This is a genomic window from Mesorhizobium sp. WSM4817, from assembly GCF_055811135.1.
In genome coordinates this window covers 346,636-371,794 of sequence record NZ_JBVVQQ010000002.1, presented here as the reverse complement: position 1 = coordinate 371,794, position 25,159 = coordinate 346,636, and the positions used below count along the sequence as shown (strand labels likewise).

Annotated in this window: 18 protein-coding genes; 14 read left to right on the top strand and 4 right to left on the bottom strand. The window is 60.8% G+C overall.

What is annotated here, in order from left to right; all coding sequences use genetic code 11:
• Positions 1-29: 29 nt before the first annotated feature.
• Genes AC0L2K_RS04390 through AC0L2K_RS04370 form a run of 5 tightly spaced genes read left to right on the top strand, consistent with a single transcriptional unit; the run spans position 30 to position 4,876 of the window.
• The gene (locus AC0L2K_RS04390) at positions 30-1,088 is read left to right on the top strand and encodes a DUF2169 family type VI secretion system accessory protein (protein WP_473530712.1); all 1,059 of its coding nucleotides are present in this window, start codon (positions 30-32) and stop codon (positions 1,086-1,088) included.
• On the top strand, positions 1,085-2,143 hold the full coding sequence (locus AC0L2K_RS04385) for a beta-ketoacyl synthase N-terminal-like domain-containing protein (protein ID WP_473530711.1): 1,059 nt from the start codon (positions 1,085-1,087) through the stop codon (positions 2,141-2,143). The genes AC0L2K_RS04390 and AC0L2K_RS04385 overlap by 4 nt, the downstream gene beginning before the upstream one ends.
• Positions 2,143-3,156 (top strand): DUF4150 domain-containing protein, encoded by a 1,014-nt coding sequence (locus AC0L2K_RS04380; protein ID WP_473530710.1) that lies wholly within the window; start codon positions 2,143-2,145, stop codon positions 3,154-3,156. Before AC0L2K_RS04385 ends, AC0L2K_RS04380 begins: the two co-directional genes overlap by 1 nt.
• The gene (locus AC0L2K_RS04375) at positions 3,150-4,085 is read left to right on the top strand and encodes a type VI immunity family protein (protein WP_473530709.1); all 936 of its coding nucleotides are present in this window, start codon (positions 3,150-3,152) and stop codon (positions 4,083-4,085) included. The genes AC0L2K_RS04380 and AC0L2K_RS04375 overlap by 7 nt, the downstream gene beginning before the upstream one ends.
• Positions 4,082-4,876 carry a hypothetical protein gene (locus AC0L2K_RS04370; RefSeq protein WP_473530708.1) on the top strand — a complete coding sequence of 265 codons (795 nt, stop codon included), beginning with the start codon at positions 4,082-4,084 and terminating at the stop codon, positions 4,874-4,876. The genes AC0L2K_RS04375 and AC0L2K_RS04370 overlap by 4 nt, the downstream gene beginning before the upstream one ends.
• On the opposite strand, the gene AC0L2K_RS04365 is transcribed toward AC0L2K_RS04370, so the two are convergent.
• Genes AC0L2K_RS04365 through AC0L2K_RS04355 form a run of 3 tightly spaced genes read right to left on the bottom strand, consistent with a single transcriptional unit; the run spans position 4,869 to position 8,717 of the window.
• Positions 4,869-5,951, bottom strand: a complete 1,083-nt coding sequence (locus tag AC0L2K_RS04365; RefSeq protein ID WP_473530707.1) for a HEAT repeat domain-containing protein — start codon at positions 5,949-5,951, stop codon at positions 4,869-4,871. The genes AC0L2K_RS04370 and AC0L2K_RS04365 overlap by 8 nt on opposite strands.
• Entirely contained in the window at positions 5,951-6,379 is a 429-nt protein-coding gene (locus AC0L2K_RS04360) for a DUF6484 domain-containing protein (protein WP_419696492.1), read from the bottom strand. The genes AC0L2K_RS04365 and AC0L2K_RS04360 overlap by 1 nt, the downstream gene beginning before the upstream one ends.
• A 10-nt stretch (positions 6,380-6,389) precedes the next feature.
• The gene (locus AC0L2K_RS04355; RefSeq protein WP_473530706.1) at positions 6,390-8,717 is read right to left on the bottom strand and encodes a type VI secretion system Vgr family protein; all 2,328 of its coding nucleotides are present in this window, start codon (positions 8,715-8,717) and stop codon (positions 6,390-6,392) included.
• Positions 8,718-8,915: 198 nt separating this feature from the next.
• Between AC0L2K_RS04355 and tagH the strand changes: the two genes are divergently transcribed.
• From tagH to AC0L2K_RS04315, 8 genes are all read left to right on the top strand, one after another.
• Positions 8,916-9,995, top strand: a complete 1,080-nt coding sequence (gene tagH / locus AC0L2K_RS04350) for a type VI secretion system-associated FHA domain protein TagH (RefSeq protein WP_419696490.1) — start codon at positions 8,916-8,918, stop codon at positions 9,993-9,995.
• A gap of 416 nt (positions 9,996-10,411) precedes the next feature.
• Positions 10,412-11,923 (top strand): type VI secretion system protein TssL, long form, encoded by a 1,512-nt coding sequence (gene tssL / locus AC0L2K_RS04345; RefSeq protein WP_419696489.1) that lies wholly within the window; start codon positions 10,412-10,414, stop codon positions 11,921-11,923.
• Between the two features lie 22 nt (positions 11,924-11,945).
• The gene (gene tssM / locus AC0L2K_RS04340) at positions 11,946-15,509 is read left to right on the top strand and encodes a type VI secretion system membrane subunit TssM (protein WP_473530705.1); all 3,564 of its coding nucleotides are present in this window, start codon (positions 11,946-11,948) and stop codon (positions 15,507-15,509) included.
• 159 nt (positions 15,510-15,668) lie between these two features.
• The gene (locus AC0L2K_RS04335) at positions 15,669-16,436 is read left to right on the top strand and encodes a PP2C family protein-serine/threonine phosphatase (RefSeq protein ID WP_128172598.1); all 768 of its coding nucleotides are present in this window, start codon (positions 15,669-15,671) and stop codon (positions 16,434-16,436) included.
• 5 nt (positions 16,437-16,441) lie between these two features.
• Positions 16,442-19,078, top strand: coding sequence for a serine/threonine-protein kinase (locus tag AC0L2K_RS04330; RefSeq protein WP_473530704.1), 2,637 nt, complete (start codon positions 16,442-16,444; stop codon positions 19,076-19,078).
• Between the two features lie 11 nt (positions 19,079-19,089).
• Entirely contained in the window at positions 19,090-19,596 is a 507-nt protein-coding gene (locus tag AC0L2K_RS04325; protein WP_473530703.1) for a DUF1036 domain-containing protein, read from the top strand.
• Complete coding sequence (locus tag AC0L2K_RS04320) at positions 19,593-21,923, top strand: M23 family metallopeptidase (protein ID WP_473530702.1); 2,331 nt, start codon at positions 19,593-19,595, stop codon at positions 21,921-21,923. Before AC0L2K_RS04325 ends, AC0L2K_RS04320 begins: the two co-directional genes overlap by 4 nt.
• A gap of 186 nt (positions 21,924-22,109) precedes the next feature.
• Complete coding sequence (locus AC0L2K_RS04315) at positions 22,110-23,723, top strand: caspase family protein (protein ID WP_473530701.1); 1,614 nt, start codon at positions 22,110-22,112, stop codon at positions 23,721-23,723.
• 54 nt (positions 23,724-23,777) lie between these two features.
• Here the strand turns inward: AC0L2K_RS04315 and AC0L2K_RS04310 are convergent, their stop codons facing one another.
• The gene (locus tag AC0L2K_RS04310) at positions 23,778-24,308 is read right to left on the bottom strand and encodes an OmpA family protein (RefSeq protein WP_473496075.1); all 531 of its coding nucleotides are present in this window, start codon (positions 24,306-24,308) and stop codon (positions 23,778-23,780) included.
• A gap of 190 nt (positions 24,309-24,498) precedes the next feature.
• Here AC0L2K_RS04310 and AC0L2K_RS04305 point away from each other — a divergent pair, with 190 nt between their 5' ends.
• The gene (locus AC0L2K_RS04305) at positions 24,499-25,071 is read left to right on the top strand and encodes a DUF6931 family protein (protein WP_473530700.1); all 573 of its coding nucleotides are present in this window, start codon (positions 24,499-24,501) and stop codon (positions 25,069-25,071) included.
• The last annotated feature ends 88 nt before the right edge of the window (positions 25,072-25,159 follow it).

The window sequence follows — 25,159 nt, the reverse complement described above, 5'->3', positions numbered from 1 at the left end:
CACCATCGCGTAAGGATGCGTGGTTCCAAATGTGGATACTGTCCAATGAGACGCCATTTGCCGCCCAGGAAAGCTGGACGCGTGACGAGCGCGGACATGAGGTCTGGCTGATCGCGATCAAGGCGTCGTTCGAGATCGATCCCGACGGCAAACAGCGGCTCCTGAAGGATCAGACGCCGGTGAATCTGGCACCCGTTCACGGTGCGGATCCGAACGAGCTTCTCGACGAGACGGACCTCAATCTGGAGAAGAAGCATACGGACGTTCTGGTCGAAGGACATGTCTATACGCCCGGCGGACGTCCGAACATTGAGAGCGCGGCGCGCATAAAAATCGGCGACGTGGACAAGACTGTCAATGTCGTGGGCGACCGTGTGTTCATGCCGGGCGCGGTGTCGGTGCGGATGAGCCGGGCGGAACCATTCACGAAAATGCCTGTCAGCTGGCGCCGGACCTACGGCGGCACGGATATGGAAGCATCGACACCGAACTGGGACCAGCGCAATCCGGTCGGTACGGGATTTGCAGTCGACCCGCAGCGGCTGATCAGCAAGACTGGGCCCAACTTTGAGTATCCCGACGCGCCCTATCGCGACCACAGAAGCGGCACGCCGGCCGGATTCGGTCCGGTGGCGCGGCACTGGCAGCCGCGCATGAAATATGCCGGCACCTATGGTGAGGAATGGGAGAAAACGCGCGATCCACTTTTGCCACACGATTTCAGCCGTATGTATTACCAGTGTGCGCCAGAGGACCAGCAAACCAAGACGCCGCTGCTCGGCTATGAAGAGGTGCGGCTAGGCAATTTCACTGCCGATGGCTTCCTGCATTTTCTCCTGCCGCGCATCACCTTCGACATGACCACCGAGTTCTACAACCGCCCGGATCGCAAGAACGGCGAAGCCACCATCCACACGCTGCGTATCAAGCCCGATCTCCGGCAGTTCTCGATCACCTGGATGTCGACCCTGGCAGTGCCCTACGACGAGGAGCGCCTGAAGATGACGACCCTTAGCGTCCGCAAGCGCACCGGCATTTCACCAACCATCGCGGCGACCGGCGTCTGGCTGGTGGACGAAGGCGAATGATGGCCAAGGCAGACACGATTGTTGTCGTCGGCGTGGGGGCGCGTACGCCGCTTGGTTTCGACGCAGCGTCGAGCGCCGCGGCGGTCCGCGCCGGGATCTCCGCCATTCAGGACCATCCCTACATGATCGACCGGTTCGGCGAGCGGATGAAAGTTACTCGTGACATTGGCGTCGATGTGGCCATTACCGGCCCGGACCGTGCAGTGGAAATCGCACTCTCGCCGGCACTGGACGCGTTGCGGCCCTTGCACGCTGCGCGGCAGGCAACTGGGGTTTCGCTCATCCTCTCGACCGGCGAAGCCCGACCGGGACAGGCGGCGGGTTTCGCCGCACAGGTTAACGCCAAATTGCGCAGCCGACTGGCCCAGCGCGTCGTTCTCGACGGTGGTGGGTCCACTGCAGGCGGTCACGCCGGAGGACTGCTTGCCATTTACCATGCCTGCAAAATGTTGCGTGATGGCAAAGCCGAATTCTGCCTGGCAGGCGGGGTCGATACCTATCTTGAGCCGGAAACCCTGGAGTGGCTAGACGAAAACGAACAGCTCCATTCCGAGGGCAACATTTACGGCTTTTGCCCTGGGGAGGCGGCAGGATTCTGTCTGCTGACGATGTTGACCACGGCACGGGCGTATGGGCTGCAACCGCTCCTTGAGGTCGTTGGCGCTTCCACGGCGAGCGAAGAGAACAGGATCAAGACCGAGACGGTTGTGCTCGGCGAAGGGTTGGGCGCGGCCTTCCGCTTTCTGTTCGAGGATGCGCCGAAAGATCCGGTCGGTCGGATCATCTGCGACATGAACGGTGAGCGCTACCGCGGCAACGAGTACGGGTTTGCTGTTATTCGCAATCCTGGTCGTTTCAGGGATGCGGCGGACTTCGAAACACCAGCCGACTGTTGGGGCGATGTCGGCGCGGCGTCCGGCCCGTTGTTCGTTAGCTTGATAACCGAGGCCGAAGCGCGCAACTACCAGGACGCGCCGCTGTCGCTGATCTGGGCGAGTTCCGAAAATGGCGCCCGTGCCGCCGTGTTGCTGGGTGGGCCGAGGAGGGCCGCCTGATGCCCAGCCACATCGTCGTCAACGGCCTCGGCTTGACCTACAAGAGTACGATAGGCCTATCGATCGCGACCATACCAGACGTTTGCAAGACGCCTAGCCCCGGCGGGCCGATCCCGTTGCCTTACCCGAATATCGCCTCGCAAAGCACGCTCAAGGACGGCACTACAACTGTCTTCGCCAAGGGCGGCAAGATGATCGCCGTCAAGGGCTCGCAATATGGGATGAGTTCCGGTGATGAGCCAGGCACCGTTGGCGGCGTCAAGTCGAACGTCTTCAAAAAGGCAACGGACTGGATCACCTATTCGTTCGACGTGAAAATGGACGGCAAGAATGCCTGCCGGCACACGGACAAGAAGTTTCACAACGATAAAAACACGGTGAATTTGGCGGGGGATCTCGATCCGCTGAATCCAGCCACTGGCCTCAAAGAGATCGCGGACAAATGTAACAAAGACGTCAACAACAATGAGAAAAAACCGGACGGAACAAAAAAGTTTTGTCCACCTCCTCCAAGCGGCACTGACTGTACTGCATTAGGAACGAAGAAGCATAAATGTTGCGAAAATGAGATAAAAAAATGGAAGGAAAAGAACCCCGATGCTGACCCAACAATCGACAGTGAGGTGCCCTACGATCGCAATGGAAACCCGTGCAGCCCCGATGTTGACTCGAATGCCCGGTCAGCCGCAAACAATGCGTACAATGACGCAAAGGCTGCAGGTGCGAGCACTGAGGGCGTATGGAAAGACGCATACTTCTCGAACGGCGGCGCAGGCTTCAAAGCCGACGTCGTCGTGAGCAGTCCGCCTCCACCGCCAGGGCCGCACAACGCCGTGGAAGCTTATGACTTCAAATTCAACTGCGAGGCCACCTATGACACGCATAAAAGGGGTCCAGCCAGAGGGAAGCCAAAACCTCTCAGTAGATTTCTAAGCGACGGACAGGCAGACAAATATATAAATGCTGTTGGATGCGAACCCAAAGTAATCCACAAGGACGGTCGGGCATGTTGAATGATGTGGCCAGGGCGCTAGCTTCCTCCGATAGTAGTGCGGAATACGCTCGCCTGAACGTTGTCTTCGCCCTGTTTTGCAAATGCAAATCCGAGGATATGATCGAGCCTGGGCTTTGGCTCCTGGACAAATGGAACAGCTATGCTGGCAAAGCGCTGGCGTGGGCGCTGATCGGCAAAAATGCCTCGACAATCGCCAAAGTGAACAGATCCACGATGGAGAGGTTGCAGCGGGAAATTCGTTCGACGACCGAAGTCGGGCTCACCGGCTTCCGATATCAGGGACCGGAACCGTATGCTCCCGAATATAGAATGAGATGGCTAGTCAACCGAGAAGCGGCCAACTCCGCCAACACAAAGACAAACTTGGTCGAACTGATGGCACCGGTGCCTGATGATGCTCAGGGCTGGCGATCTATGGCTGAAACCTTTCGTCAGATTTCCGAGCGTTTTCCCTACGACACTGGTTACGCAGCTCCCGGACTGGTGTTCGGCGACGACGCGGCCAAGGTCGAAGCCGGTGCAATCATCGGTCCGCTGGCGATGCGCCATAAGGGCTTCGATGTCCCTAACAACGCAACCACAAGCTATTTCGTTGGGAAGGGTAGCAGAGGGGCTCGATGGCTTACATTTCTAAGCAAAGAAAAGGCATCGGAGATTAGGGTTCCATCCGCTAATGAGCTTCCACGAGGTGTCATGATCGTTCCCACCAAAAACGGCATGATGATCATCGCTTCTGACATTCCAGAAGTTGGAGACACGAATAGAGGGATTGAAGCTACCAACCTTCCGTGGTTAGCCAAACTATTGGAGCCAATAACGTTCTTCGGCGACCGAAATCTCAAGATGCTTCTTTCGGACCGACTGGACTTTGTCGAACGTTGGGAGCGCCGCTTCCTGGATGCTCCTGCCGGAACGGGCAGCCCATGATCGCGACCCGATATGCACTGCCATACGCAGTGTATCACAGCCCCTTGCCGGTGATGAGCCTTGGTCTGGACGTCTTCGTTACGCTATCATTCTCGAGTGAAATCAGCGCTAAAGGGATGGAGGCCAAAGGGATAGAGAATGCAGAATCATTGATAGCGGCGTTTTTTCATTTGACCGGCTCAGGAGCGTTGTCAGGGGCCACTATCGCGCCTTGGGACTCGACAGCGTCCAGTGTCGATTTTGTTGGGGGCCCAGCTTCGAACGCAACCTGGAAGGTGTCGAACATCCGAGCGGACGAAAGGTCTATCCCCATTCTCGCTCAGCTTTTCCTGATCACGCATTCAGATTTTCCTATCACTAAGATCATGATCAGGGGTGGACTAGGTGAACGAACGCTTGTTGCCCTGCCAGCTACCGATAAGGATCTGGGTATTTACCCAACCGTGTTCACCAAGCTCGCTTCAAGAGTAGGGATTTCGCCCGACCTGTCCGCTGATGTATTTGTTGTTGCACATTTTGCTTCCGACCCAACCATCGCGCAAAAGGAGGCCATTCGTCTGAAGATCGAAGATTGGATCGCCGCATCAGCAATAGGCTGCTATCCTGCGCCGCCACATCGCCCAGATTTCTGCAGCCTTGAATACGATGGTACGCTGGACTTTTTCCAAGCCGAGTTGCAGATCGGATTTCGCAATTTCTACTGTCATCGCGAAGCACTGTATGGGCTCTGCAACTCTTTGTTCGCTGTTAAAGACAATGCGCCGGAAGTCATGCGTATCGTAATTATGTGAGAAGCTGCTTGCCCCTCATCCAATCCTTCACCTTGTCAGCGAACGGCACCTTCGCGACATCGCTCCCGAAGTGATCTTCAAACACCTTGCCCGCTTGACTCGGCTCAGTGGTGAAGAGATCCGCCCCGCGCGCCTCCGGAAACAGCTCCATCAATGCCGCTCCCGCCGCAACTGCCAGTGCCGGATTGCGCATCTGGTGGACCAGCCAATGCAGGATCGCCGGGTCACCTAGCATGCCGGCGCCGCGAACGGCTAAAGGCGCGGTTTCGGGCGATCTGAGCAACGTGCCCATCCATGTGCGCACTTCTTTATCGGGTGCGGCTTTGACTGCCGCGCGCAGCGCCGTCAGCGCGTCGGGGCCGCCACCAACCGCCACTTTCCGCAATTCGCGACTGGCCAAGTCGCCTGAGCCGAGTTCAGTCAGCGCCCAGGCAGCCCAGAACCGGGTGATCTCGTCGGCATCGTTCAAGCCGGCTGTCAATTCGTAGACAAGGTCTGCGCGTTTCAGCTTTCCGGCGAGGCGCAGGCTGGTGGCGCGAACACGCGCATCCGGATCGCGCACAAGTCGTGCCAGCAGTTGGTTCGGGTCGACGCCATGCCCGAGGCAGGCCGATACGCCAAGAAACCGCTTGAACGCATCCGGCGCCCTGATCCAATCCCGAACGAGCGGAGCGATCGTTCCAGGCTTGTGCCACGCCAACGCACCGACCAATCCGCGGGCGTCGTCCTCGCTTTGACGGCCGAACTCGACGGCCTCGGCAATGAAGCGACTGTCATTCATCTCGATCGCCATCCATCCGTAGAGGAACAGCTCGCCCTTCTCAGGGAAATCCTCATACGCCGCGACGATGAACTGCCAAGCGGCCGGGCCCGCGATACGCAGGCCATCGAGGTTGGCTTCCAGGCGCCGGTCGACGCCGGCAACTACATCAAGATCCGGCGGATCATCTTCCATCAGCGTGTCGCGCTGCGCCCAGAAGAATGCGGTCTGCTCGGCGTGCTGTCTGACGACATCCGGTACTATTCGCCGCTCCGGCGCGCCTCCCGATTTCGGCTTTTCGGTTGCGGCCGACATCAGTTGAGATCGATCGATCCGCCACGGATACGATTGGCGGCGCTCGCCTGGCTGGTGACAAAGGTGCCGCGAATGGTGATGCGGCCGTCTTTTTCCATGAGGATCGTTGCCTTGCCGCAACGCAGTTCGATGCGCTCTTCGCCGATGATGCGGACGCGCTCGCCGTCGCGCACGACCTGCGGCGTGGCGGTCTTTCGCGCCGGCTCGACGATACGACCGACGATAAGCGGCTTGACGGGATCGCCCTCCTGAAAGAGCAAAGCCACCTCGGAGCCGACCATTTCGGATGTCAGCCCGGTCAGGCTGCGCGCGGGCAACGCTGCCTCGTTCGGATTGCCGGGAAATACCACGAGAGGCGACGCGGCATCGTCGAAGCCGAGAAAGATGCCGATCACCACACCCTCAATGCGCTCGCGAACGTCGCTCATCGCTGTACCCTCAATTCTCGCTGATCTTCGAGCCCTTCATCGTGATGTCGCTCGATGCCTTGATGCTGATCTTGCCCGATCCCTTGACCGAGATGTCCTTACCCTCGATGGCGATGGTGCCGTCCTTCTTCATCATGATCTTGGCCGAGCCCGTTTTGATGAGGATTTCGTCACCGGCATCGATGACCAACTTCTTGCCGATTGTGATCGTGCCATTGCCTGTGACCGAAATAGCACTGTCTTTGCCGACGGAAAGCGAATGCGCGCCGGCCACGGATGTCGAATCGTCCTTGCCCACCGAAGCGGTGCGTCCGCCGCCGACCGTGGAGCCTTGATCCTTCGCGATGCTCTCGGTGTGGCCGCCGCCTATGGACACACTCTGGTCGGAAGCGATCTGCCAGCTGTCCGTTGCCCCAATGCTGTGGCTCTGCGCCGCCCCCACCGTCATCGACCGTGTCGCCCCTATCGTATTCGCTTGTGGGCCGCCTACACTTCGGGTTTCAGACGCACCCACTGAATCCACGCGCGCGGCACCGACCGTCACCGTCTGGACGAGAGCGACGGTCTGCGTATGGTTGGCGCCGATCGTCTCCGTTGAGTTCGCCCCGATATTGATCGTCTCGTCCGCGCCCACCGTCAGCGAGCGATTCACCCCCACCGTCTCGGTGTCGTTGTTGCCGATATCCGTGGTCTGGTCGACGCCGACCTTGACCGTTTTGTTGTTGCCGACGTCCTCGTCGAGGTTGTGGCCGACGGAGTGCTTGGCGTCGTGGTCGATGCGGTCGGACTGGTCGTGCTGGACCAGCTTGGTGCGGTCGTTCTTGACCAGAAGGTTGTGGTCCTTCTGCGCCTGGAAATTGACCAGTTCGGAGCCGGCCTTGTCCTCGAACATCAGCTCGTTGTAACCGCCGCCGCCTTTCGAAGAGTCGGATTTCCAGCCGGATTGCGTGGCGTTGCCCGGCAGTCCGTATGGCGGCATCTGCGAGGCGTTGTAGACGCGGCCGGTGATGATCGGCAGATCCGGGTCGCCTTCGATGAAGTCGACGATCACCTCCTGGCCGATGCGCGGGATCTGGATGAAACCCCAGCCGCTGCCGGCCCAGGTCTGCGACACGCGCACGAAGCAGGAGCTGTTCTGGTCCTTCTTGCCGAGACGGTCCCAGTGGAACTGGACTTTTACCCGGGCATATTTATCGGTGAATATTTCCTCGCCGGATGGGCCGACCACCGTCGCCGTCTGCGGGCCGCGCATGATCGGCCGTGTCGTGACCCGCGGCGGGCGATAGGCCAAGGCGGTCGGCGCCACGCCGAGGATCACCTTGAAGTTCTCGCTTTCGACGTCGGCAAGGGCTCTGTAGCCCGGATCGAACAGCCTGTATTCGGCGCTGACCACCAGATATTCCTGGTTCTGGTCTTCCCTTGGGAAGCCGTCCAGCTTGAACGTGCAGCCGGAAAACAGGCCGCGCACGGTGCCGACTGCAGCGATGCGCTGGTGCACGGCCTGGATTTCCTCGCGCCGGATCGCGGCCAGGCTGTCGCCGCGGCCGACGTCGAGATGCGCGCCGGGCTGGCGGTAGTTCTCGCCCGCGGCCAGCTTGTGACTGAACGGCTGGGCGGATTTGGCCATCAGGTCGGCGCCCGGCTTCTCGAAATCATAGTCGGTATGGACATAGGCGCCCGGCCGCACCGAGCTGCCCGGAATCCATTCGGTGATGTATTCGACATCGCGCCGGGAGCCCTGCCCTTCAAAGTGATAGGGTACCTTTTCATAGCCCGGCGCCGGCTTGAGCTTGTTCATGGCATCGGCCAGCACAAGCGTGTGCTTGCCCTCGTCGTGCTCGAAGAAATACAGGATGCCTTCATGCTCGAGCAGCCGCTGCACGAAATCGAGATCGCTCTCGTCATACTGGACGCAGTATTCGCGCGGCGGATAGGACCCTTGCAGGCGCTTCTCGAATTTTGCCGTGCTGTATTTCGAGAAAACCTCCTCGACAATTTCGATGACGCTCATGTTCTGGAAAATACGGCAATCGGTGGTATTGCCGAGAAACCAGAGCCATGGCCTGATGACGGCTTCGTAGTAGGCCAGACGGTCCTCGATCCGGGTCAGCCGAAACTCGGAGACAAGGCCGCTGAACCAGCGTTTGGGATCGGATTCACCCTCGATCGAAACCGCGCCGCCCAGCATCTTCAGCGGATCGATTTCGGGGCTGCTGCTGACGAACCCGACCGTATAGGCCAAACAACGACTGATCTCATCGCGCCCGACAAGATGCGTGAAGGTCAACAGGTCAGCGCCAACCGGCGTCTGCACAACCGTAGCACGTTCGTTCGGCATGGGTCGTGCCCCCTCCCGCCGCTCGTTTCTGCCTGAGCCTAGCACATGTCTTGCACCGACCAAAGGGGACGCTTGGCGGCTGCAGCCTGGTCGCCTGTGGAATCATCGACTTGAACGCTTCTGTGCCGCCGCTCACAAATTGCTGGTATAATGGGGTGTCCTGGGCGAGTTTCCCGACAGGATCGACGGCGATTTTGAATGTTCATCAGGCTGCAGATCAACAATGTCGTCTCCCTGCCCGCCGGTATGTCGACCGGCTACTCCGCTCGTGATCGCAGCTTTGAAATCGGCCGCGAGGCCTGTGATTGGACCTTGCCCGATCCCGACAAGTTCATCTCCGCCAGACACTGCGAAGTGCGTTACCAGGGAGGCGCGTTCTGGCTGCACGATATCTCGCGCAACGGCACATTCATCAATGGATCGACCCAGCGGATGGCCGGCCCTCACCGGCTCGGTCAGGGCGACCGGTTGCTGATCGGCCGCTATGTCGTCCTGGTTTCGATTGATGACGAGCGCGCCGCGACAGGGCTTCCGCGAAGCAGCCACGGTTCGACGCAGCGACAAATGCCGATCACCACCGGCCGGCCGCGGGATTTCGGAGACCAGCCTTTCTTCGAGCCGGTGGAGCAACGGCCCGGGCAGAGAGCACCGGTGTCGACGTCTTCGCCGCCCGCGCCTCTCGCTTCGACGCCCGCGCCTCTCGCTTCGACGAAAGACGAGGTGCTGCGGGACATCGCGATTGCAGCCGGCATCGCACCGGAATTGCTTCAATCGCGTGATCCGCATGAAGTGGCCGCCGAAATCGGCGCGGTGCTGCGGACGGTTGTCGAGGAGCTGGCCCAGCTGCTGAAGGCACGTGCGGCTGCGAAAATACTGGCCAAAAGCACACACCGGACGATGATCAGCGCGGCCGATAACAATCCCCTGAAGTTCGTCCCGGGAACCGAGGACATCCTCGAAATCATGTTTGCGCGGCGCAGATCCGGCTACCTTGATGCCAGGCACAGTGTCGAAGACGCGTTCCGCGATCTCAAGACGCACGAATTTGCCACCTATGCAGCCATGCAAGCTGCGCTCTCCCGGCTGCTTGACGATTTGTCGCCTGAGGCGATCAGCAAAAAACTCCCACCGACGTCGTTCACATCGAAGAAGGGCCTGGCTTGGGACGCCTTCGTCGCCAAATGGCGGACCATGGAGGAAGCGCACGAAAACGGCATGCTGGACATATTCCTGGCCTATTTCAGCGAAGCCTATGCCAAGGCCGACAAGCAAAAGTAGACCGGGAGAACTGAACCTGGCAGGTGCCCCGAAAATCGGATCGGTTGCTGCGCTTAGCTTCGGCTGCGGAGCGGATCACGCACCAGGTGGAATGTATCCTTGGCGAGCCCAAAGATACGGCGCTGTCGTTGGCGAAGAAAAATTCTTTGGCAGCGCTGCATCTGGTTCCAATCGACCGTTTCTAAGCTTACGATCATTTTCGACAGTTCGCCAGCGGGTAAGGCTGATTGACCTGGGGGTCTGCGGCACATGTCATGTTACTGCGGGTTAGAAAGATATAGCCGACCTTCCTCCGGACACTGCCCTCGTCAGCAGCGCCTGCAGTTCCTGCGCCTGCAGTCCCTGAGCCCGGCCGGGGACCGTCTTGCCCTGATGTGGCGCGCATGCGGCACCGACGCGTGCACGGACGATTGGCGATGAGCTCGAAGGACGACCCTTTCGGCCCAGCGGGCAAGACCGTCATTCGCGCACCGCGCCGTGCTGAGAAATCAGCGCCCGATCCCCAGGGGGCCGTTCCCGACGGCGGGCGCCCCGGTCCCTCGCCGGTCAAGGATTCAACGGTTTTCGATCCCGGTCAGCATGCACCGCCGGGCTGGACATCCGGAACCGTGATTTATCAGGGTGCAGAGCCCGGCGCAGCGGCGGCAGCCGGCTCCTTTGCGGCGGCGCCGGGCATTCAGCAGGACATCCTGCTGCATGCCACGGACAGCGTCAGATATTCCGCAGCCAATCAGATCCTCGCCGCGGCCGCGCCTTTGCTGATGCTGTTTGGCCAGCTCAGGCTTATGGCTGTCGAAAGACAGGCGGAGCAACTGGCGGAACATGTCGCCGAGGCGATCGAAAAATTCGACCGGACAATGGAGAAAGCCGGTGTTCCCGAAGAAGATGCACGGATCGCTAAATTTGCTCTCTGCGAAACCGCTGACGACCTCATCGGCAACCTGCCTTGGCCCCAGACAGACGCCTGGGCGCAGCACAGCATGCTGTCACAGTTCTTTCAAGTCGTGCCCACCGGCTCGGGCTTCTACCAAGCGCTGAACAAGATACTGGCTGCGCCGGAGGCACACTACGATTTGCTTGAACTGATGCATGCCTGCCTGTCGCTGGGGTTCGAAGGCCAGTATCGAGGCCTTGCGCGCGAGGACAACAATCTCGAACGCGTTCGACGCGACGTCTACGAGACGCTTCGTTACTTCAGGCCGCGCGCCGACGACGACATCTCGCCGCACTGGCAAAGCCTGGCGGTCTCCAGCCCACAGTCGTCGGCCCGGCTGCCGCTCTGGGTGATTGCGGCGGCTGCGTCGGCGCTGCTGACGGCGGCATTCTTCGCATTGCGGGTCTTTATTACCAACGAGGGCGATGCCCTTGCCGGCAGGCTGCTGGCGCTCGATCCGTCGACGCCGATCGCCATCGAACGCGCCAGCGTGGTGCCGTCGGCTGCGCCGGTGAAAGTCGGCCCGCCTGTCGCCGCCCCTACCCGTTCCCAGATCGATCGCATCCATGCGGCACTGGCCAAGACTATCGCGCGCGGCGGGCTGAGCGTCGGCACGCAGGGCAGGTTCATCATCGTGGAGATCAACAATGTCCTGCTGTTCCCGTCCGGCAGGGCCGAGATAAAACCGGAGTTTGGACCAATCGCCGCGGACATCGCCGCCGCGCTGGAACCGGAGCCTGGACCGATCATGATCGTCGGCCACACAGACAATGTGAAGCCGCGAAAATCGAGCCCGTTCAAATCCAACTTCGACCTTTCCATCGCCCGGGCGAAGGCCGTCGCAGCTGTCATGGCGCCACGGTTCAGCAAGCCTTCCCGGATCACCGTCGACGGCAAGGGTGAAGACGAACCGATCGCCGACAATGCGACGCCGGAAGGCCGCGCCCAGAATCGCCGTGTCGACTTGATGATCCCCAAGGAGGAAACGCTGTGAGCACGGCCATTTGGAAGCGCTCATGATGCGCTGGCTGCTGCGGATATTCAGCGCGATCGCGTTGGCCGGTTTCGCGGCAGCCGTCTGGTTTGCCGGACCATTGATCCGCTTTGCCGACACGCGTCCGCTGGCGCCCGTCTGGCTGCGTGTGACGATCATCGGCGTGATCGTTGCGATCGCGACGCTGGTTTATGGAGTGCGTTTCTGGCAAAAGCGAAAGGCGCAAAAGGCGCTCGAGACGATAGTCGCCCGCAACGACGACAGGGACGACGACTCGCAGGTGCTCGAGACTCGGATGAATGAAGCCATCGCTGCGCTCAAGCGGTCGAGCGGCAAGCGCAATTTCCTCTACGAGGTTCCCTGGTACGTCGTCATCGGCCCGCCTGGTGCCGGCAAGACAACGGCGCTGGTCAATTCGGGCCTGAATTTTCCGCTTGCCGGTTCGGGGGACGCACAGCCGGTGGCCGGCGTTGGCGGCACACGATCCTGCGACTGGTGGTTCACCGACCAGGCGGTGCTGATCGACACCGCCGGGCGCTACACCACGCAGGATTCCAATGCGCAGAGCGACAAGAAGAGCTGGCTCGCCTTCTTGTCGCTGCTCAAGGGATACCGCACAAGGCAACCAATAAACGGGGTTATTCTGGCCATCAGCCTTGCCGATCTCATCAGCCTCGATGATCGGCAGCTTGACGCCCATGTCGTCGAAATACGCAGCCGTCTGCGCGAAATTCACGAAACACTGAAAATCCAGTTCCCGGTGTACCTGCTCTTCACCAAGGCCGACCTTGTCTCCGGTTTCATGGATTATTTTGGCGGCTTCGACGAGCAGCGCCGCCGCAAAGTGTGGGGCGCGACATTCCAGACCGCCGATCGCAGCAAGAACATGGCCGGTGAGGCACCGGCCGAACTCGACGCACTGGCAAAGCGCCTGGCAGAGGAGATGGCCGACCGCCTGCAGGAAGAGGCCGATCCGGTCGCGCGCATAGCCATCTTTGGCTTTCCAGCTCAATTTGACGCGCTAAAAAGCCGTATTTCCGGTTTCGTCGCCGGCATCTTCGATCCGGCCCGCGGCCAGGTGAATGTCAGCCTGCGTGGTCTCTATTTTTCGTCAGGCACGCAGGAGGGCACGCCGATCGACCAGGTGCTGGGCGCAATCGGCCGCAGTTTCGGCAGCGCCTCTCGCGCCCATCTTTCCGGCACCGGCAAGAGCTTCTTCCTGCATGATCTTCTGACCGGCGTCATTTTCGCGGAATCCGGCTGGGTCTCATACGACAAATCGGCTGGAAGGCGTGCAGCGATCGCCAGGTATGGCGGCCTTGGCGCAATAGCATTGATGGCTGCCGCGGCTCTCGGCACCCTGGCCCTGAGCTTTTCAGCCAACAGGTCGCTGATCGCTTCCACCACGCAAGCTGCAGGCCAGTATCGCGAGACGGCGGACCCGCTCCTCAAAAGCACTGAAGTCGCCGATGTCGACCTCGAAAACGTCATCGGCCCGCTCGACCAGTTGCGCGAACTGCCGGCCGGGTTCGACACCAGTGACTTGCCGACCCCGATCCAGGAGACATTCGGCCTCAGTCAGCGGCAAAGACTGCTTTCGGCATCAAAGACAGCTTACCGGCAAGCCCTGGAGCGCATGTTCCGCTCGCGCCTGCTGCTTCAGGCCGAACGGACGATCCAGGCAAAAATGGCTGATCCCACCGCGCTCTACGAACCGCTGAAGATCTACATGATGCTTGGCGGCAAGGCGCCCAAGGTCGACGACGAGCTGATCGTGTCCTGGATGAGGCAGGACTGGGAGCAGAACCGGTATCCGGGTGAAAACAACCGCGAGGGACGGGCGCAACTCGAAAAGCATCTGCGGGCCATGCTTGCGCTGGACGACGCCTATGATCCGGTTTTCGAACTCAACCAGCCACTTGTCGAAGCCGCTCAACGCTCGCTCGGACGCATGAGCCTTGCCGATCGTGCCTCTGCCCTGGTGAAGTCGGCGGTATACGCCGCAGCACTGGACGATTTTTCAGTCTCCGTCAAAGGCGGCCCGGAAGCGCAGCTGTTGTTCGAGCGTGTCGATGGTGGCGATCTGTCAGGCCTTCGCGTGCCCGGTATCTACACCTATAGCGGCTTCAACAACTTCTATCTCGGACAACTCTCGCGCATTGCGCAGATGCTTGTCGATGACCAGTGGGTTCTCGGCGGCGGCGCCGAGCAAGGCGGCATCGACCAGGAATTGCCAAAACTCGGTCCCGAACTTGTCGAGCGCTATGGCAGGGAGTTCGCCGCTGCGTGGAACGGCGTTCTCGAAAAGCTGAAGTTCAAGCCAATGCTGGAGGACAAGCCGGACTATATCGCGCTCTCCGCCGCCGCGTCACCAAGCTCGCCAATCGACCAGCTTTTTACCGCGATAGCCGACGAAACAGCGCTGACGCGAGACGCTCGTTCCAGCGAAGAGCCCGGCTCCGAGGCCGAAGCCGGCATGCTTCAAAACCAGCCGCAAAACGCTGCAGATATCGCCAGCGGATTGGCCCGCATCGGCATTCAAATCGCCGGCGGCAAATCGCAAAGCCGGGCCGGCACGGGGTCCGCTCGCGCGCAAAACCAGTACCCCGGGGCGAACATCGAAGCGCAATTCAGATCATTCCAGGCTTTGGTGAGCGGTCCCACTGGGCGCCGCCCGATCGATGCACTGACCCAGAATTTCCGCGACATCCATCAAAGCCTGCAATTGGCGGCCGATATCCCTTCGCAAACGGAACGCGCCAACATGAATCTGCAGCTGCAGATATCCACGCTTCGCGCCAATGTCTCGCGGCTGCCCAAGCAACTCGCCCGAATGGTTACTGCGACCGCCGACGAGCTTGACGGCAACGTCGCAGAAACCTCGCTGACGAATTTGAATCAGCTGCTCGACCAGACGGTCACGCGCGCCTGCGAGGAGATGGTCGAGGGCCGTTATCCCTTCGCCAGCGATGGCCCGGAGGATATTGCGATGGCGGATTTTGCGAAACTGTTCGCTCCAGGCGGGCTGATGGACCGGTTCTTCGCACAGAATCTCGCATCGCTGATCGACATGACCGGCCAGGACTGGAACTGGAAGCAGGATGCGCGTTTCGGGCGCGACCTGTCGAAGTCGACCTTGAAAAACTTCCAGCTGGCGGCGGAAATCCGCAACGCCTTCTTTCCTTCAGGTGGTTCGGTGCCGTCGGTCAGTGTCACCTTTACACCGTTTTCACTGCATGGCGATGCCGATACGGCGGTACTCGACGTCGATGGCCAGATCGTCCAAAGCAACCAGGCCGGCAACGCGCCAAGCACGGTGACCTGGCCGAGCGGCATGGCTTCCGCGTCGGCGAGCCTGAGCCTCATTCCCGAAATGCCGGGCCGTGAGTCCGCGATCAAGTTCGACGGTCCGTGGGCACTGAAGCGCCTGCTGGACAAGGCCGATATCACCAGCACCGGCGGCAACACGCAAGCCCGCTTCGTGATCGGCGGACGCGATGTCGCCTATACGGTCCAGGCCAGTTCGGACCAAAACCCTCTCTTCCTTCCTGCGCTTTCCGGGTTCAGCTGTCCAAAGGCGTTTTGAGATGATTTTTGAATTTCCCAACACGGTGCGGCTGTCCATCGGCAACAGATGGGCGGACGTTTATTTCGATACTCTAACGTTCGAGCCTGTGGCAAACTGGCGCGAGCGAGCACCTGACGGGGCGCCGCAGAGGACGCTTGAGAAGCGCTTGGTGGCAAAGTGAACACTGTCGCCCTTCCCTTTGAAAGCTTCGGCGTTAGCCACAGAGGCTGTGTCCGTGAGCTCAACGAAGACAGCTATCTGGTCGAGCCGGAAACCGGCCTGTGGGTGGTGGCCGATGGAATGGGTGGCCATGATGCCGGGGAAGTCGCTTCGGCCAGCATCGTCGATCATCTGGCAACGATCGGCATTGCAAGCTCTGCACCGGATCTGCGCGCGCGCTTCGAGGACCGGCTGAGCCGGGCCAACGCCGAAATCCGCAGGATATCGCAATCCCGTGGGGTAACCATTGGCTCCACTGTCGCCGCCCTGCTGGCGATGGATGGGCGGTTTGCCTGCCTGTGGGCAGGCGACAGTCGCGTCTACCTGATCCGCAACGGCTCGATCTCGCAGATTTCGAAGGACCATACCGAAGTCCAGGAACTTCTCGACAAGGGCATGATCAGCGCAGCCGAAGCACTCGCCTGGCCGCGCCGCAACGTCATCACCCATGCGGTCGGCGTCAGCGACGAGATCGTGATCGATTTCCAGCAAGGCGAAATCATGCCGGGCGACATATTCGTGTTGAGCACCGACGGGCTGACAGCGCATGTCACAGACGCCGAGATCGAGGCGGCGGCGGTGTCGGCGACACCTCAGGCGGCCTGCGAAAACCTGCTGCAGATGGTGCTGGCGCGCGGGGGAACGGACAATGTCACGATCGTGCTCGTCAAGATCGGAGACGGGCGCAATGGGGCCTATCCCGGTCCTTCCAGAGCGGAAGGCTGAGGCCGATGAGCGCCGACGACAAGACGCGGATATCGCCTGACGTGGCCACCACAGCGGTCGGCACGCAACTCAGCGGCATCTATGAACTGGACGAGCGAATCGCATTCGGTGGCATGGGCGAAGTCTACCGTGGCCACAACATCCAGACCGGCGACCATGTCGCCATCAAGATCGTATTGCCCGAGTTCGCCCGTGACCAGACGATCCTGTCGCTGTTCCGCAAGGAAGCGACGATCCTCAATCATTTGTCGCACGACGCGGTCGTGCGATATCACGTCTTCACGATCGACCCGGGTATTGGTCGCCCCTACCTCGCCATGGAGTTCGTCGACGGCCAATCGCTGTTCGATATCATGGGACGTGGCCCGATGCCGACGGAAGACGTGCGCAAGCTCTGCCATCGTCTGGCTTCCGGCTTGAGCGCCGTGCACCAGGCCGGAGCGATACACCGCGACCTCTCCCCGGATAATATCATCCTGCCAGGAGGCCGGGTCGATCGCGCAAAGATCATCGATTTTGGCATCGCGCGATCGGCGACCGTCGGCGGCGAGACGCTGATCGGCGGAAAGTTCGCGGGAAAGTACAATTACGTTTCTCCCGAGCAACTCGGGCTGTACAGCGGCGATGTCAGCGAGCAATCCGACATCTACAGCCTGGGCCTGGTGCTGGCCGCTGCTCTGCGCGGGAAACCGATCGACATGAGCGGCTCCCAGTTCGAGATCGTGGAAAAACGCCGAACCGTTCCGGACCTCTCCGACATCGACGCCGATTTTCGTGGAATTGTCGAGGCCATGCTGCAGCCGGATCCACAAGACCGGCCGATCAGCATGGCCGATATCGCCAGGGCGACACGTGACGACACGGACGAGGAGACAAGGCCGCCAGCGTCGATCACACCGCGCGACCGGACGCCGCGAACGGGGGGAACCGCCGCGCCTGGCCCCAGGCTTCCCGGCCCCAGGCTTGCCGGCCCCAAGATGGCAAGTCAGCCTCCGGCGGCTGCCGGTGAGCAGCGCTTCGTTCCGCATGTCCGGCCCGCACTTCTGTCCGAGCCCAGGCCTGCGCCGGTTGCCGGTCCTGCTCGGGCGGTTTTGCCAAAGGTCCCGGCAAAGTCGGCCAGGACCCGATCGATCGCGATCGCTGCGTTGGCGATATTGGCTGTCGCGTCGGGTGCAGGCGTTTACCTGGGCGGCATGATGACGCCTTCCACGCCGACCGCCGGCGACACATCGCTTTTGTCGCCAAAAGCATCCAAACCGGCCCCGACGGACAGCGCCGCAAATTCGCCGGGCGATGAGCCGGCAAAGGCAGTTCCACCCGATCAGTCACAAACAGAAGCCACTGCGCCGCCAGCCGAAAGTCAGGCAGGTGCGGATCAAAAGTTGGAGCCGGCACGGCCCGCCGAAGTCCTCTCACCATCCGAGGAAGCCCCGGAGCGGTTGGCATCGGAAGAAAGCTCGGAGCCGGCGGCAGCCGCGGAAAGATCGGAGCCGGCGGCAGCCGAAGCGCAGCCGCCAGGTGAAAGTCAGGCAGATGCCGGGGCGGATCAAAGCTTGCAGCCGACGCGGCCCGCCGAAGTCCTCTCGCCAACCGAGGACACCTCGGAGCCAGCGGCAGCCGAGGACATTTCGCAGCCGGCGACAGCCGAGGCGCCGTCGCCAGCTGAAAATCGGGCAGATGCCGCGGCTGATCAAAAGTTGGAGCCGACACGGCCAGCCGAAGTCCTTTCGCCAGCCGAGGAAAGCCCGGTCCCGCCGCGCATCCAGGTCGCGCCAATGCCACCGGCCGACAAGGCCTCGCCGCCCGCAGCGGTCCGGCCCGAAATTATGGAGAGCCGGAGGCCCGATCAGCCGGCCAGCCAGCACGCGCGGGCCGAAAGCCAGACGGATGATGCGAACGCAAAACGGCAGCAGGACGAGCCGGCGGCAGGCAAACAGCCGGGCGAAGCCACTGTTGCCTTGAACGTGCCGAAACCGGACCTGGAACTGCCGCCAAAAAATGCCCTCGACCCCGCTGCGCAACGGGTCTCCTGGGTGCGGGACTTCAACGGCGGCGACTGTTTCTATGCGACGTTGACGTCGGCAACCGAGGCCGCCGCCGCCATCGAAGGATTGGGCACGGAGGTCCAGCCGTTCGAACGAATGCTGTCCGATTTCCAGGCAAGATTCCGTGTCGAACCGGACATCAGCGTCCGCCTCATTGAGCCGGCTCAATGCGAAGTCACCAACTTTCTGCGCTTTCTGGACCAGATGCCGGCTGACAAGCCGCAGCTTGTTCTCGATCGAACGACGGTGCCGAGCGGCTCGCCGATCGGCGGCACGCTGGTGACGCAGGGCGGCCTGATTTCCAGCGTGCTGCTGATCGACCACAGGGGCATGGCATTCAGCCTCGACGATCTTATGCTGGCGCAAGCCGGCAAGGCCACCTTCAACATCCCGATCGATCTCGGCGCAGCCGACAAGGCGGCCGGCAAGGTCGTGCCGCAGATCATAATGGTGATCACGGGCCCACAGGATATTCAGGCTGCGGCGTTCTCTGCGCCGACACCAGCCGCGCTGCTGTTGCCCAAAATTCTCGACGAGATCGACGCCAACCGAGCTGAGTACTCCGCAACGGCAAAGTATTTTCGGCTCGGCGGGTAGCATGGACGCCGATGGCCCACCGCCGCTCGCGCTTTTCCTTCCTGCCCGCTGTGCCGCCCAACAATCAGCGTGACCGGCTTCGCGGCCTGCTTGCCCTGACAGGCCGTATCAGACTTGCGGTCATATTGGGCGCGACATTGCTGGCTCTCCTGTCGCCTCACGAAGCGCGCGCCGAATTCACCGTCTGCAATCAGACGCTCGACGTCGTCAATCTCGCTGTCGGCCAAAAAGTCGACAATGCCGACCAGACCGATGGCTGGTGGACCATCGGCGCAAATCAGTGCGTCAACGTCATCCGCGAGGAACTTTCGAACCGCTACATCTACATCTATGCAACGGACGTCTTTGGCCATGCGACCCTGACCGGGTCGACCGAAATGTGCATCGACCGGCGGCGTTTCTCGATACGCGGCATCGATGAATGCTGGCAGCGCGGCCATATCGCCGCACGATTTCTCGAAGTCGATACGCTTGAACAGGCGCGGTGGACCTTCTTTCTGACCGGAAGCAATCCGTGACGCACAGTATCGACACAAGCTTCAAGTTGAAAAAGCAGGCCCGCGCCGCCCTGCGCAGGCGCAGGCTCTGGCGCAGGCTGCTTGCCGGGCTTGCTGTGGTTGCCCTGTTGTCGATCGCTGCCGGCTTCTATCTCACCGCGGATTATTGGTCGTTTGGCGACGAAGATGAGGAGTTGCATGCCGTCGAGGGAACCGACGATGTGCCGGCCGACGCATCTGTCTATGTGCCTGCCATCATCGATCTCGCAGGCGACCCGATGTGGATCACCCTTGCGCCCGACACCGGCGGCGCAACAAAAAGCCAGGTGATCCCGCGGCCGGCAGAACTCGACCAGGCCGGCGTTTCTCCGCAGATCGAGATTCTGTCCGACGTGATGCTTAGCGCCAGCGAAAAGTTCATGACAACGATACCGTCGACGCAAGAAGATTTCGCATTCTTCCAGGCGCAGCGACAGACCGCGCCGGCGCCATCCAACGAGCTGCAAAACGATGTTCAGCCACCGCCCGTACTAAACGAGGCTCCGGTTGCTTCGGACCCGCAGGGGGATACCGATGATGCCGAAGCAGGTTGGGGCGAAACAATCGATTCAGGCGAGGCAGCCCTTCCCGCGTTCCAGAAAACCCAGATCGAAAACAACACAAGCGTTGCAAATGTCATCAGTGAACATCAACGATACGAGGCTACCGAGGACATTTTCGTAAAGATCCTCAACGACCGCAGCCTGGACAGCGTTGCCCTGGATGCGCATTTCTCCGCCGAGGATGCCAGGCTGGCAGGCGAGGCCCTGAAGGCGCTTTTCAATCGGGAGAGCCTTGAGCCAGGTCATGTCGTCGCCATGCGCGGTTTCAGGCCGACGCGCGAGACGACAACCATGTCCCTCATGCAGGTTTCGATCTACGCCAGGAACGTATTTGTCGGCACGCTGACGCGCAATGCCGCCGGTGTGTTTGTGTCTGGTGTCGACCCCTGGGTTCGCGAAGACCTATTCAACTACTCGGGCGCACAGGCGCAAGGCACGCACAAAAGGCAATACCGGTTGCTCGACGCGATCTACTCGACAGCAGCGCGCAACAAAGTCCCGACCGGCGTGATTGGAGAAGCGATCATGTATCTGTCGCGAGGACAGGATCTGGATGCCTTCGCCAGCGAAGACCAGCGTCTGGTCCTGATCTATTCGCAAAAACCGCGTGGCAAGGAAGAGACGGCCGGACGGGTGCTGTATGTTGGCGTCCGGGGTAGCGAAAAAAGCCTTGACTGTTTCGTGTTCCAGCAGACCGACGGCCAGTTTGCATGCGTCAGCGGCGACGATCAGGTTCGCTCGCTGACAGTCGCCAACGGCATGGTCACCCCGGTCAACGGGGTGATGACCTCGACTTTCGGCCCACGCAAGCACCCAATCCTCGGAACCGTTCGTATCCACAAGGGCGTCGATTGGGCGGCGCCTCTGGGCACGCCGATAGCCGCCGCATTCGACGGCGAAATCGTCTTTCAGGGCGATGGAAGTGGTTACGGCAATTTGGTGAAGATCTCGCACGGGGACGGCAGCGAGACGCGCTATGCGCATATGCAGAAATTCGCGGACCAGGGCGGTGTCGGCGCGAAGGTGAAGGCAGGCGATATCATTGGCTATATCGGCACCACCGGTCTTTCGACCGGGCCGCACCTGCATTTCGAACTCTATCGCAATGGGCAGGCGATCGATCCGCTGGGCACGGTTACGGCAATCGCGACGGACGCTTCCGCTGTCGAAACGCTGACCGACCGTATCGTTCAAGTCGAAAGCGGCGGCAAGGCCCGCGCCAAGAACCCGCTTTCTTCGGCGACCGGCGCCGGTCAGTTCATAACCAAGACGTGGATCCGGATGATGAACACCTACCGCCCCGAACTGGCGCGGACACTGTCAACCGCCGACCTGCTCGCTCTGCGTTTTGACGCCACCATCTCGCGCGAGATGGTCAGCAATCTGGCGCGCGAAGGCGAAGCCTATCTTCGGGCACGCGGCCACCAGATCACAGCCGGCCGGCTTTATCTCTGTCATTTCCTGGGAATGGAAGGTGCCCATCAAGTGTTGTCGTCGCCGGGTTCGGCGCAATTGAGCGCCGTGCTCGGATCGGCCGTCATTCAGGCCAACCCGTTTCTCACCGGCAAGTCCGCCAGCTATGTCGTGAGCTGGGCCGAAAGGAAAATGGGGCGGAAGCTGAGCCCGGCGATGGTTGAAGTGAGCCAGACAACGACAACGACGGAAGTCCGGCAGACATCGCCCGAGTTCGAAAAATACAAGCAGGCGATCACGGCTCTCATAGGCTCGATGCAGAATACCCTTTGAACCTGCTTCTCGAGGCGTGCGAGTTTGCCGTTAGTCCATTGGTGTTCCTGCTGCCAAGTGCTACTATAGCCAACTTTTTTCGGGCCTTTGTGAACCAAAACTGTGGTCGAGATCACATACGCCCAGGAGCCATTCTGGCATGCGCAGACATCGATAGTGCGCCCCGGCGGGGCGGAGGGCTGGACCATGAAAGCATTTGCCGTCTTTCTGAGCGGGTTTGTCCTGTTTGTCATCACGTCACTTGGAGCCGAGGCTGCCGCGCCTGATGCCAAACGCGTGGCACTGGTCATCGGCAACAGTAAATATGTCCATGCCGTTGCCTTGCCCAATCCCGCCAACGATGCGCACCTCATCGCATCCACGCTACGCAATGCCGGCTTCCAGGTGATCGAGGGGCTCGATCAAGACAATGCAGGCATGCACAGCCTCATCAGTCGGTTTACCGAGCAATCCTACGATGCCGAGCTCGCCGTCATTTTCTATGCCGGCCACGGCATGCAGGTCGACGGCAAGAATTTCTTGATTCCGATAGACGCCGAACTGACATCGCCCGCTCATCTCAAGACCCGCACCGTTCAGATCGACGACTTCATGGCGGCGTTACCAGCCGAGCCGGCGATCGGCGTCATCATCCTCGATGCCTGCCGCGACAATCCATTGGCCAGGACGCTGGCCGCCTCGATGCCGAAGAGCCGTTCCGCCTCGTTTGGCTCCGGACTGGCGCCGATTGAAGCAAGATCGGACGGCGTTGGAACCGGGGGAGTCTTGATTGCGTATGCAACCGACCCCGGCGCCATCGCTTTCGACGGCAACGGCGTAAACAGTCCCTACTCCGCGGCGCTCGCCAGACACCTGACTGAACCTGGCGTTGAAATCCAGAGCGCGCTGACGCGTGTGCGCGGCCAGGTGACCGAAACGACACAAGGTCGCCAAAGACCCTGGCACAACGCATCACTGGGACGCGAGGTCTTCCTGGGACAGTCCAAAGCGGAAGCGGCGCCTTCCACAAAACCGATCGCTGGTGCGTCCGCCGCGATGACACCGGCGCCTGCCCCGGTGACCAACGAGCCTCCTTCCTGGGAGGTTGAGCAGCGTCTGTGGGACGAAGCTTCCAAGCGCAATTCCATCCCGTTCTACGAAGCCTATCTTGAACAGTTTCCGAGCGGCCGCTTCGCCACGGTGGCACGGCTGAACATCGACCAGTTGAACGAACCGAAGGCCGAAGATCGGCAGGTCGCGGCAGTCGACGAGGACGAGGCCAACGCAATTTCCGGCTCAGCCGTTCGCACCTCGGTTGGAGTTTCGGACGAGGTGAAGCAGGCCCCGGGCACCGAGTTGACGGAAAGCGCGATCGGTCTCGATCGCCAGGGCCGTATCGATCTGCAGTTGCGCATCGAAGCCTTGGGCAACGAGCTTGGCCGTATCGACGGAAACATAGGCCCAAAAACCCGCCAGGCGATCGGCATCTGGCAAGCGAAAAACGGCCTGCCGCAGACGACCTTTTTGACACGCGAGCAACTGACGTTCCTGGTGATCCAGACGGATCCAATGATGGATTCGGTGCGCGCCAGCTACGCTGCCGATCTGGCTCGAGCACAGCCGAAGAAACAGGTGCAGCAGACCCGCACAAAGAAGCCGGTGGCACAGAAGGCCCGCACACAAAAGCCGGTGGTGGCACAGAAGCCCCGCAGGCAGCAGGTCGTGCGGGATGTTCCGCCGCCGGACAACAACGACTTCCTGACCAAGGCGCTGATTTTCGGCACCGGTGTGGCCGTGGGTGGCGTGCTCAACAACAACTGACGAGCCAGTTTCAGGCGTGTCGACGCTGGCCGTGCCTCGGTGGTCGGAGCGGCCCTACTCAGTCCTTATCCGCATTTCCACCCGGCGGTTTACCGGATCGAATGGATTGGGGTTGCGCGGGCTCGCTTCGCCCAGGCCTGTCGCTTTGATGCGGGCAGGATCGATGCCGTTGGAGGTGAGGAAGGTTGTTACCGATCTGGCTCTGCGTTCCGACAGCCCCTCGTTGTAGCGCTCCGAGCCGGATGCATCTGTGTGACCCTCGACAACGAAGTTCAAAGTGCTCAGTCGGCTGTCCTTCAGTGCCTTGGCGAACTCGTCCAGTTCAGCGCGCGCAGTCGCATCGAGTTCCGCAGAATCAAGGCCGAAATTGATCAGCATGTCGAGGCTGGTTTTTTCGGCAGGCGCTGCTTTGTTCTTGCTGTTGCACTCTTCCTCGGTGCCGACGCAAATTCCACGCGGCGGGCCGAGCTCGCTCGCCGCGTCAAAAAACTTCACGATGTCTTCTGATTTCTGAAGTGGATCGGCAAAAGCGTGGGTCGAATAATACGCGACCGTAAACACGAAGGCTAAACTGCCCAACCGCATAACGGTTACTCCTGTCTTGAGCATCGATTTCATCGACTGCGGACAATACCAAATTGCGAAGCGGTTGTCTGTCAATAAACGTCAAGCATACGAGTGGTGGAGGGCAGTTGCATCTTGCCAGGGGCTGGAGACTTGACCCGCCCCGCCCAGGGCTTCAGTGTCGATTGTTCCCTGGGGAAAGCGTGGCGCCATGGCCAATGAGCTTCGATTCAAAACGGCACGGGACCTTTTCATGGCCTGCCCCGCTGTTTCCAGGGACATGGTGGCACTTCCGACCGAACAGCCTTCAATCGAATTTTGCCGCGCCCTGCTGGCCGGGCAGGTGCCAGAGGAGGCGATTACGTTCTGTGCCTATCTGCTTCCCGAACGGGCTGCGGTGTGGTGGGCACATGAATGCCTGAGCCACCTCACCGTTCTGCTCGACAGCAGGGATCAGGAGTTGCTCGCGGTTGTTCGTGACTGGGTCAGCGAACCGGAGAGCCCTCACCATCGCCCGGAAGTGGACAAGGCTGCGGCAATGCCGCCAACAACGCCGGCCGCCTGGATTGCCCTGGCTGCAGGACGGCATGGCAACGGTTCAGCCATGGAGGCGCCAGCGCTATCGGCCTTACCGCCAGCCGCCCGCGCGGTGAGTGCGGGGGTTCTGGCCGGACTGGCACGCGTTGCGTTGGAAGACCGCTTTTCAGTTCTTTCTGCGTTTGTCGAAATGGGCATCCAGTTGGCAGAGACAGAGGCGCTGCGCCAATCAGCGGATGCAAGTTAGATCGTAGCCCGTATCCGCGAGCGGCATACGTTCAATTGAACGAGAATCCGGCTCTATCTGTTTGATTTGGCCGCATTCCTGCGACGCC